General features: G+C 40.8%; 7 protein-coding genes. 3 read left to right on the top strand and 4 right to left on the bottom strand.

Annotated elements, in window-relative coordinates; genetic code table 11:
- Positions 1-175: 175 nt before the first annotated feature.
- The 4 genes from BV375_RS24230 to BV375_RS24215 all read right to left on the bottom strand — a co-directional run bounded on the left by BV375_RS24230 (position 176) and on the right by BV375_RS24215 (position 1569).
- On the bottom strand, positions 176-433 hold the full coding sequence (locus BV375_RS24230) for a CTB family bacteriocin (RefSeq protein WP_086765273.1): 258 nt from the start codon (positions 431-433) through the stop codon (positions 176-178).
- A gap of 123 nt (positions 434-556) precedes the next feature.
- Entirely contained in the window at positions 557-811 is a 255-nt protein-coding gene (locus BV375_RS24225; RefSeq protein WP_086765272.1) for a CTB family bacteriocin, read from the bottom strand.
- A 122-nt stretch (positions 812-933) separates the two neighbouring features.
- Positions 934-1191 carry a CTB family bacteriocin gene (locus tag BV375_RS24220; protein WP_086765270.1) on the bottom strand — a complete coding sequence of 86 codons (258 nt, stop codon included), beginning with the start codon at positions 1189-1191 and terminating at the stop codon, positions 934-936.
- A 123-nt stretch (positions 1192-1314) separates the two neighbouring features.
- The gene (locus tag BV375_RS24215; RefSeq protein ID WP_086765268.1) at positions 1315-1569 is read right to left on the bottom strand and encodes a CTB family bacteriocin; all 255 of its coding nucleotides are present in this window, start codon (positions 1567-1569) and stop codon (positions 1315-1317) included.
- A 396-nt stretch (positions 1570-1965) separates the two neighbouring features.
- Here BV375_RS24215 and BV375_RS24210 point away from each other — a divergent pair, with 396 nt between their 5' ends.
- The 3 genes from BV375_RS24210 to BV375_RS24200 all read left to right on the top strand — a co-directional run.
- Positions 1966-3060 carry a DUF3365 domain-containing protein gene (locus BV375_RS24210; RefSeq protein WP_243714031.1) on the top strand — a complete coding sequence of 365 codons (1095 nt, stop codon included), beginning with the start codon at positions 1966-1968 and terminating at the stop codon, positions 3058-3060.
- Between the two features lie 1332 nt (positions 3061-4392).
- A complete protein-coding gene (locus BV375_RS24205; RefSeq protein ID WP_086765266.1) occupies positions 4393-5019 on the top strand; it encodes a tetratricopeptide repeat protein in 627 nt (208 codons plus the stop codon).
- Positions 5020-5889: 870 nt separating this feature from the next.
- The coding region (locus BV375_RS24200) for a tetratricopeptide repeat protein (protein ID WP_143842192.1) at positions 5890-6886 on the top strand (997 nt) is incomplete at its 3' end.

The following is a 6886-nucleotide window of genomic DNA, read 5'->3' as shown; positions in this document are numbered from 1 at the left end:
GACGTTATTTTCAGCTTAATACCTGTCCCTTTCCTTATCCCGAACTCAGGTTAAAATCTAAAATGGTCTCAGTTTCATTACCAAATTAGCAACGCCAGAAATCTACCGCTGTTGAATTCATGTCAAACAGCGGTAGGGTTATGTGGAGAGGAAAAATCAGTTATTAGCGAGTAATTTAGTTACCCACGATCAGCGCTTGACCTGATTGGCTGTGAATTTCTTGTACGTTGACGAGTGTTGCAGTGTAGCTATTACCAGAGCCTGCAAATGTTTGTTGACCGACTGTCGTATTTTTTTGCTCAAAGCTGCTGAATGTTCCCAAAGCCAGGTTTTGACCATTGCCAATAATAATTCCACCAAATCCACCTACAATGCTATCGAGTTCATCTTCAGATAATTCAACTGCAACGATGTTTTTGATTTCGTGAGACATAGTTTTTCTCCTGTATGGTGTAATAATTTTTTCGGGAACTTCAACTTTTTTTTGTAATTGACAACCTGGTGATGATGAAATATGTAATTATCTCAAAACCAGGTTGTGAAATATTCAAAGAAATTAATTACCAACACTTAATCCTTGTCCGGCGTTGCTGAAGATATCTTGAGCGTTCACTAAGGTGGTAGTACCAGCGCCAGTAGGTCCTGCAAATGTTTGTTGACCAACTGCTAAGTTACTTTGGTAGAAGCTGCTATTTGTATCAAGAGCTAAATTTTGACCATCACCAATGATGATTCCAAACCCACCTGTGACGCTATCGAGTTCATCTTCAGATAATTCAACTGCAACGATGTTTTTGATTTCCTGAGACATGGTTTTTCTCCTATGGGTGTAATGAGTTTGGCGAGAATTTTAACTTTTATTTAGAATGTCCAACCTGGTGATGATGAAATATGTAATTGTCTCAACACCAGGTTGTTAAATATTCAAAGGAATTAATTACCGACGCTTAATCCTTGTCCAGCGTTGCTGAAGATATCTTGAGCGCTCACCAAGGTGGTAGTACCAGCGCCAGTAGGTCCTGCAACTGTTTGTTGACCAACTGCTAAATTACTTTGTTGAAAGCTGCTGTTAGTAAACAATCCGAGGTTTTGACCATAGCCAATACTGATTCCATCAAATCCACCTGCAATGCTATCGAGTTCATCTTCGGATAATTCAACTGCAATGATGTTTTTGATTTCGTGAGACATGGTTTTTCTCCTGTATGGTGTAATGAGTTTTTTAGGAACTTAAACTGTTGTTTGTAATTGCCAACCTTGTGATGATGAAATATGTAATTGTCTCAAAACCAGGTTGTGAACTATTTAAAAGAATTAGTTACCAACACTTAATCCTTGTCCGGCGTTGCTAAAGATATCTTGAGCGCTCACCAAGGTGGTAGTACCAGCGCCAGTAGGCCCTGCAACTGTTTGTTGACCGGCTGCTAAATTACTTTGTTGAAAGCTACTGTTAGTAAACAATCCGAGATTTTGACTATCACCAATAATGATTCCAAATCCACCTGTAACGCTATCGAGTTCAGTTTCAGATAATTCAACTGCAACGTTATTTTTGATTTCGTAAGACATGGTTTTTTCTCCTTGTTGATTGTGGGAATTTTTAAGATTGAGCAGCTTGTATTAACCTAGTTATAATTTGTATTTTGGTTAGCTTGGCTGCGTTTTTCGTGTCGCTTGATGTGTTTATAGTAGGCAATTTACCTAGGGCTGTACATCGGAATAAAGTTCGGATTGCAAATAGATTTATCTCCACCCAACTGTCTCCTACTAAAGTTGGAAATGAATGCAGAGATGTTATGGTTAGTCGCTAAGGGCGGAGAAACCCTGCCTCTACAGATGCATCGATCGCATTCTTTTTCCAAATCTTTGCAGACTTTGTTTGTATAGCCCTAACTTTCTAAGGTGCAGACTTGCAAAATCTGATCGAGTTAATAGGCTCCAGATATATGGGTAACAAAGACCGTGATGGAATTTGCGAATATGCTTGCTCGTCTGAAACTGGCTTCTCAATTTACGCTGCTGCTGTCACTGATTTTTATTACTGGAATTGGACTGGGGGGATTTGCATTATCGAAGGCGATGGAACATAAAGCGCTAGCGGAGATGAATGCACGCGGACAGATGGCTATGCAGATTGTTAACTCGGTAAGTAGTTATACTAGTAATGATATTGCACCACTGATTACTCAACTCGTAGATCCACAAACTACTTTTATTCCTGAAACGATCCGCAGCATTGCAGCCAGACGAGTATTTGAAAATTTCAAAACCAATTGGCAATACAAAGATTTAATTTACAAACAGGCTACGCTCAACCCTACAAATCTAGATGACCAAGCTGACCGATTTGAGGCAAAATTAATTGAACGGTTTGAGAGCGATCGCACTTTAAAAACTCTCTCTGATTTTCGCTCACAAGCTGGGGAAAAACTATTTTACAGCGCTCAACCACTAACAGTCACCAATTCTAGCTGTCTGTTGTGTCATGGCAAACCAGATCAAGCTCCCAAAAGTCACCTCCAACGCTACGGTAAACAAAACGGTTACGGCTGGAAGCTAAATCAAGTTGTCGGTACTCAAATTATTTATATCCCAACTAGTGAAGTGTTTGCTAACGCCCACAAAGCACTTTTTTTATTCATCAGCATCTTCATTGGCATTTTTGCATTAGTTCTCGTGTCCATTAACTACTTACTCAAATGGAGAGTGATTCAACCTTTAAAATCAATGGCTCAACTTGCCCAAACAATTAGTAGAGAAACAGTTAGCGCTAACGAAGTTCGAGATTTAGAACGCCAAGGACTCACCCAAATCGCCCAACGCACCGATGAATTAGGGCAACTAGGAAGAGTATTTCAGAAAATGGTACGCGAAGTTTGCGATCGCGAACAGCAACTATCCCAACAGTTACAACAGTTGCATGTGGAAATTGATCGCAGCAAGCTAATACATGAAGTTGCGGAAATTACTGAAAGCGATTATTTTCAGAGGTTGCAACAAACAGCAAAAGAGATCAGGCAAGGGAGCAAAGAAGATGAGGGAGATGTAGCGACGCGGTGACGCGGAGAAATAACAAATGACTATAGACTCTTGACTCTTATTCAAGTGCCGTAGCCTTAGCAATAATACACCCTACATTTGACAATACATCGTCCTGCAATGCGTAGACGCTCCGCGTCTTGTCGTAGACATCGTATTGGCTTGTTATATTAATGCATCGGTCTGCAATTGAATTGCATCGGTCTGTTATGCCATTGCATCGGCTTGTTATATTAATGCATTGGTCTGTTATCCCATTGCATTGGCTTGTTATATTAATGCATCAGTCTGTTATCCCATTGCATCGGCTTGTTATATTAATGCATCAGTCTGTTATCCCATTGCATCGGCTTGTTATATTAATGCATCAGTCTGTTATCCCATTGCATCGGCTTGTTATATTAATGCATCAGTCTGTTATCCCATTGCATCGGCTTGTTATATTAATGCATCGGTCTGCAATTTAATTGTATCAAGTGACAATGTTATTGTACGGGCACGGCACCGATCATACGTGTCAACTTAACGTGAAAGCCTTGCCAAAAAGCGATTTTGAATTAAATCACTTACCATCAAAGATCCGCGTCACCCCGGTTTTGTCCAAAGCCAAAACCAGGGTGGGGTAAAACGCTTGTGGGATAAGTCTTTTAATTCAAGTTGACACCAATGGGCACCGATAGATTGTCTGTTTTCCCAAAAGTTTATGGATGTTTCCTACGAGATATATAGTATCAAGACGCAAAAACTGCATAAGTCCTCACACCTCTGAAATAAATATCAGAGAAGCGAGGAGAAACATCTATGAGCAGACAAATTCTCTCTATTATGTTGCAAAAACTGAAACCAGCCTCATAAATTTTTTGTGCAAGCTTTAAACTAAATCCCATCTTGCTCATACCATTTCACTTTAATAATGATACAAATACCCGGGTAAGGGTTTAGCAATGCTCATACGTGTCAACTTAACGTGAAACCCTTGTTAAAACGTGATTTTGTATTCACTCACCTACCATTACGATCCTCGTCACCCCACCCCAGTTTTGTCTAAAGCCAAAACTTCCCCTCCCCGCAGGCGGAGAGAAGTTGCGTGCGGGGGTTCCCCCCCGTTGAGCAAACTTCGGGGGAGGGGATTAAGGGGAGGGGTAAAACGTATGTGGGATAAGCGTTTGAGCTTAAGTTGACACCAATGAGCAATGCTAAACCCCTACGAAAAATTTATGTGTATCAGGATTTTCGTGAATTTGTATCAGTATGTATTCTGAGAATCATTCAATAATTTATCGCTGCACGCTGCATTGATGCGGTACGAAATTTACTGTGCATAATTGCTACTTGAATATAAATAATAAAACCATGAAAACTGATTTTTTCACATATCTAAAACCCAAGTTTAAGCTTTACAGTTTAATCTGCTTGCTGAGTGTCGTTTTATTATCCGAGTCAGTGGGGGCAAAAGCCACACTCCAACAGACACAAATTGCACAGCAGCCAACCACAACAGGGCAAGATGCTACCCGCGCCGCAGCAAAAAAAGCAACTCAAGAGGGAATGGCACTTTACAAACAAGGTACAGCAGAATCACTGAAGCAGGCAATAGAAAAATGGCAGCAAGCGCTGATGTTGTGGCAAAAGGTAGGAGATAAACAATGGCAAGCTATTATTCTGCTTGGTTTTGGCAGAGTTTACAACGATTTAGATGAAAAGCAGAAAGCTTTGGAATTTTACAACAATGCACTACCAATAATTCGGGCGGTGGGCGACAAGCTTGTGGAAGCTACTATCCTCAATAATATCGGCGCAGTTTACGACGCATTAGAGGAAAAGCAGAAAGCATTAGAATATTACAACAATGCACTGCCACTCTATTGTGCGGTGGGCGACAAGGGTGGGGAAGCTACTACCCTCAATAATATCAAGAAAGTTTACGAGGCTTTAGGGGAAAAGGAGAGAGCTTTGGAATTCGAGAGATGTTCAAACTAATACTAGTTTTTGGTTTTACGAGATTAATTACAAAATCACTAAACAGCACTAGTGCCGTATCCTCAGCAATAATATACCCTACTGGCTACTGGCAATTTGCTTGTATCGCGTAATAATGCGAGCGCATCGGTCTGCAATTGAATTACATTGCCCTGCAATTTTATGCATCGCTCTGTTAAGTAGTCATGCAAAATTAAATATACATTGTCATTGTGAGTGTAGCGAAGCGAAACGAAGCAACCACAAGGATTTGGGATTGCTTCACTTCATTCGCAATGACATAAATATTTTTGCATAAGTACTTATTCCATTGCATCAACTTGCAATTGAATTGCATCAAATGACAATGTTATCGCACCTACTAAATGTGAGCTACAAAAATACACACATGGGTAGGTAGGGGCACAGCATCAGAAAACTTTCAGCTTGTTAGATATTTTATCGGTGCCGTACCCCTACGATAAATGTGGTAACAAGATCTGAAAACTGCATAAGTCCTCACACCTCTGAAATAAATATAAAGGAAGCGAGGAAAAACATTCATGAACAGACACATTCTCTCAATTTTGTTGCAAAAACTGAAACCAGCCTTATCTAATTTTCATGCAAGCTGTAAGCTAAACCACATCTATTTTAAAAACCATAGTTTTAAAAGTAGTGGGAGCATCTTGCTCCCTGCTGGTAGTAGCGGGCAAGATGCTCTTTGCTGGTAGTAGCGGGCAAGATGCCCGCACTACTCCAGGTTTCAAAATGGACGAGGTTTAAATCTCATCTAGCTCTATATATATTCTGATAGTAATTCAATAATTTATTGCTGCACGCTGCATGAATGCGGTAAAAATTTTGCTTTGCATAATTACCAACTTAAATATGAACAATAAAAGCATAAAAAGCAATATCTTCACATATCTAAAACCCAAGTTTAAGCTTTACACTTTAACCTGCTTACTGAGTGTCGTCTTATTATCCGAGTCAGTGGGGGCAAAAGCCACATTTAAACAAACGCAAATTGCACAGCAGCCAACCACAACCGAGCAAGATGCTACCCGCGCCGCAGCAAAAAAAGTCTTTGATGAGGGGTGGGCGCTTTACAAACAAGGTACAGCAGAATCACGGCGACAGGCAATAGAAAAATGGCAAGAAGCAGTAATATTGTGGCAAAAGGCAGGGGATAAAAAATGGCTTGCTATTACCCTTAACAATATTGGCTTAGTCTACGACTCATTAGGAGACAAGCAGCAGGCTCTCAAATTCTACAACTCTGCTCTGCCTTTGAGAAAGGAGGTAGGGGATAAAGCAGGGGAAGCAATAACCCTCAACAATATTGGCTTAGTCTACGACTCATTAGGAGACAAGCAGCAGGCTCTCAAATTCTACAACTCTGCTCTGCCTTTGAGAAAGGAGGTGGGGGATAAAGCAGGGGAAGCAAGAACACTCAACAATATTGGCGGTGTCTACTCGTCATTAGGAGACAAGCAGCAGGCACTTAAATTTTACAACTCTGCTCTGCCTTTGAGTAAGGAGGTGGGGGATAAAGCAGGGGAAGCAATAACCCTCAACAATATTGGCTTAGTCTACCACTCATTAGGAGACAAGCAGCAGGCACTTAAATTCTACAACTCTGCTCTGCCTTTGAAAAAGGAGGTGGGGGATAAAGCAGGGGAAGCAAGAACACTCAACAATATTGGCGGTGTCTACTCCTCATTAGGAGATAAGCAGCAGGCACTTAAATTCTACAACTCTGCTCTGCCTTTGAGTAAGGAGGTGGGGGATAAAGCAGGGGAAGCAATAACCCTCAACAATATTGGCTTAGTCTACCACTCATTAGGAGACAAGCAGCAGGCACTTAAATTCTACAACTCTGCTC

The organism is Nostoc sp. 106C (genome assembly GCF_002154725.1).
In the GTDB taxonomy this organism is placed as follows: domain Bacteria; phylum Cyanobacteriota; class Cyanobacteriia; order Cyanobacteriales; family Nostocaceae; genus Aulosira.
This window is presented reverse-complemented; position numbering and strand designations above follow the sequence as displayed.

What these genes read in the sequence shown, in the direction of transcription:
- BV375_RS24215 (WP_086765268.1), bottom strand. Translation starts at nt 1,569, where the DNA reads ATGTCTTACGAAATCAAAAATAACGTTGCAGTTGAATTATCTGAAACT.
- BV375_RS24225 (WP_086765272.1), bottom strand. Translation starts at nt 811, where the DNA reads ATGTCTCAGGAAATCAAAAACATCGTTGCAGTTGAATTATCTGAAGAT.
- BV375_RS24220 (WP_086765270.1), bottom strand. Translation starts at nt 1,191, where the DNA reads ATGTCTCACGAAATCAAAAACATCATTGCAGTTGAATTATCCGAAGAT.
- BV375_RS24210 (WP_243714031.1), top strand. Translation starts at nt 1,966, where the DNA reads ATGGAATTTGCGAATATGCTTGCTCGTCTGAAACTGGCTTCTCAATTT.
- BV375_RS24230 (WP_086765273.1), bottom strand. Translation starts at nt 433, where the DNA reads ATGTCTCACGAAATCAAAAACATCGTTGCAGTTGAATTATCTGAAGAT.
- BV375_RS24205 (WP_086765266.1), top strand. Translation starts at nt 4,393, where the DNA reads ATGAAAACTGATTTTTTCACATATCTAAAACCCAAGTTTAAGCTTTAC.